Source organism: Escherichia sp. MOD1-EC6819 (assembly GCF_002965765.1).
Classification (GTDB): Bacteria; Pseudomonadota; Gammaproteobacteria; order Enterobacterales; family Enterobacteriaceae; genus Escherichia; species Escherichia ruysiae.
On the sequence record NZ_PTRG01000029.1, the window covers coordinates 1 to 3262 of the forward strand.

The 3262-nt window shown below is 47.1% G+C and carries 2 protein-coding genes; both read left to right on the forward strand.

The window, feature by feature from the left end; translation table 11 throughout:
- Positions 1–125 (forward strand): EF-Tu C-terminal domain-related protein (locus tag A7Z06_RS21415; protein WP_072117485.1); only part of this gene is annotated, 125 nt, incomplete at its 5' end.
- A gap of 300 nt (positions 126–425) precedes the next feature.
- A complete protein-coding gene (chiA, locus tag A7Z06_RS21420) occupies positions 426–3107 on the forward strand; it encodes a bifunctional chitinase/lysozyme (RefSeq protein ID WP_000774094.1) in 2682 nt (893 codons plus the stop codon).
- The last annotated feature ends 155 nt before the right edge of the window (positions 3108–3262 follow it).

Below are 3262 nucleotides of genomic sequence, written 5' to 3' on the forward strand. Positions count from 1 at the left end.
GCGACAACATCAAAATGGTTGTTACCCTGATCCACCCGATCGCGATGGACGACGGTCTGCGTTTCGCAATCCGTGAAGGCGGCCGTACCGTTGGCGCGGGCGTTGTAGCTAAAGTTCTGAGCTAATTACTCGTTAATTAGTTTTGAATTGAAAAGGGCGCTTCGGCGCCCTTTTTGCATATGAAAGCTGGGACGCGAATATTCGTAATTTTATCTGTGCTAAATATCTAATTCATAAATATTACTAGATACACATATTTTTAATGCGAATATATTAAATTTAATAAAACTTTATTTATTCAGGCTTTTTTCTGATTTTTATTTCTTTGTTTTATTCTATGTTGAAGCGTTCCATTAAAAAGTAAATAATTTCATTGAAGGACTTAATGTCTTGAAGTATTTTTTAATACGTCAAAAGGGATAATAATGAAATTAAATACATTTACCAAATCAATGATTGGTATGGGGTTGATTTGCTCCTCTTTACCAGCATTTGCTTTGGAAGCATGGAATAACCAACAAGGTGGAAGTAAATATCAGGTTATTTTCGATGGTAAGGTTTATGAAAATGCCTGGTGGGTTTCTTCTACAAATTGCCCCGGTAAAGCGAAAGCAAATGATGCAACTAACCCGTGGCGTTTAAAGCGTACGGCAACGGCTGCTGAAATTAGCCAGTTTGGCAATACGCTTTCCTGCGAAAAGAGCAGTAGCTCATCTTCTTCAACTTCAAATACGCCTGCATCCAATACGCCAACTAATGGTGGTTCAACTACACCAGCACAAGGTACTGTTCCATCAAATTCATCTGTAGTTGCCTGGAATAAACAGCAGGGCGGTCAGACCTGGTATGTCGTCTTTAATGGCGCGGTATATAAAAATGCCTGGTGGGTAGCCTCTTCTAACTGTCCGGGCGATGCGAAAGGCAATGATGCCAGCAATCCATGGCGTTATGTCCGTGCCGCTACGGCAACGGAAATCACGCAAACCAGTAATCCACAGTCCTGTACTTCAGCACCACAGCCTGCACCGGACGTTAAACCGGCTCCTGATGTTCAGCCAGCCCCAGCTGATAAGTCAAACGACAACTATGCTGTCGTAGCCTGGAAAGGTCAGGAAGGTTCTTCTACATGGTACGTTATCTACAACGGCGGCATTTATAAGAACGCCTGGTGGGTAGGCGCGGCAAATTGCCCAGGCGATGCGAAAGAAAACGACGCCAGCAATCCATGGCGCTATGTTCGTGCGGCAACGGCAACAGAAATCACTCAGTATGGCAATCCAGGCTCCTGCTCTGTTAAGCCGGACAATGGTGGTGCTGTGACTCCGGTTGATCCGGCGCCGGTAACACCAGATACTCCGGTTACCCCAACTCCGGATAACAACGAGCCATCAACACCAGCGGATAGCAGTAACGATTACTCATTACAGGCATGGAGTGGTCAGGAAGGTAGCGAAATTTACCATGTTATCTTCAATGGTAATGTCTATCAGAATGCCTGGTGGGTTGGTTCTAAAGATTGCCCGCGTGGCACCAGCGCTGAGAACTCCAATAACCCATGGCGTCTCGTGCGTACAGCTACCGCTGCGGAAATGAGTCAGTACGGTAACCCGACTACCTGTGAAATTGATAACGGCGGCGTTATCGTTGCAGATGGCTTCCAGGCCAGTAAAGCGTACAGTGCGAACAGCATTGTAGATTATAACGATGCGCATTATAAAACGTCAGTGGATCAGGACGCGTGGGGCTTTGTTCCTGGCGGCGATAACCCGTGGAAGAAATACGAATCGGCAAAAGCGTGGTCTGCATCGACAGTCTACGTGAAAGGCGATCGTGTGGTGGTTGATGGTCAGGCATATGAAGCCTTGTTCTGGACACAAAATGATAACCCTGCGCTGGTTGCGAACCAGAACGCCACCGGTAGCAATAGCCGCCCGTGGAAGCCATTGGGTAAAGCACAGAGCTATAGCAGCGACGAGCTGAAAAATGCGCCAGAGTTTAATCCAGCGACGCTTTATGCCAGCGATACGCTGATTCGCTTCAATGGCGTGAACTATATTTCTCAAAGTAAAGTGCAGAAGGTTTCACCATCTGACAGCAACCCGTGGCGTGTCTTTGTTGACTGGACCGGAACCAAAGAGCGCGTAGGTACGCCGAAGAAAGCGTGGCCGAAACACGTATATGCACCGTATGTCGACTTTACGCTGAATACAATCCCGGATCTGGCTGCGCTGGCTAAGAATCATAACGTCAACCACTTCACGCTGGCGTTTGTGGTGAGTAAAGATGTGAACACCTGTCTGCCGACATGGGGTACTGCTTACGGTATGCAGAATTACGCTCAGTACAGCAAAATTAAAGCTCTGCGTGAAGCAGGCGGCGATGTGATGCTGTCTATCGGTGGTGCTAATAACGCTCCGCTGGCGGCTTCCTGTAAGAACGTTGACGATCTGATGCAGCATTATTATGACATCGTTGATAACCTGAATCTCAGAGTCCTGGACTTCGATATCGAAGGCACCTGGGTTGCGGATCAGGCATCTATTGAACGTCGTAACCTTGCCGTGAAGAAGGTACAGGATAAATGGAAGTCAGAAGGCAAAGATATTGCTATCTGGTACACCTTGCCAATTCTGCCGACTGGCTTGACGCCGGAAGGGATGAACGTCCTGAGCGATGCCAAAGCGAAAGGTGTTGAGCTGGCGGGTGTGAACGTGATGACGATGGACTACGGTAACGCAATTTGTCAGTCTGCAAATACCGAAGGCCAGAACATCCACGGTAAGTGTGCAACGTCGGCGATTGCCAACCTGCATTCACAATTGAAAGGCCTCCATCCCAACAAGAGCGATGCAGAAATTGACGCCATGATGGGCACCACGCCGATGGTTGGCGTGAACGACGTTCAGGGTGAAGTTTTCTATCTCTCTGATGCTCGTCTGGTCATGCAGGATGCGCAAACTCGCAACCTCGGCATGGTAGGTATCTGGTCAATCGCGCGTGATCTGCCGGGCGGCACTAACCTGTCTCCGGAATTCCACGGTCTGACTAAAGAACAAGCTCCGAAGTACGCATTCAGTGCGATCTTCGCGCCGTTTACTAAGCAGTAAATTTGCTGGCGATACTTTCTGGTATCGCCGCATTTTTTGTCAATGGGCTACATTTTTGTAGCCCATTATTTTTATTCATATTTCTATTTTTTGATTAAAAAAGAGTCTTTTCATAATTGAAATAAGAACTATTTTCATTTATTTTTGAAGAAAGT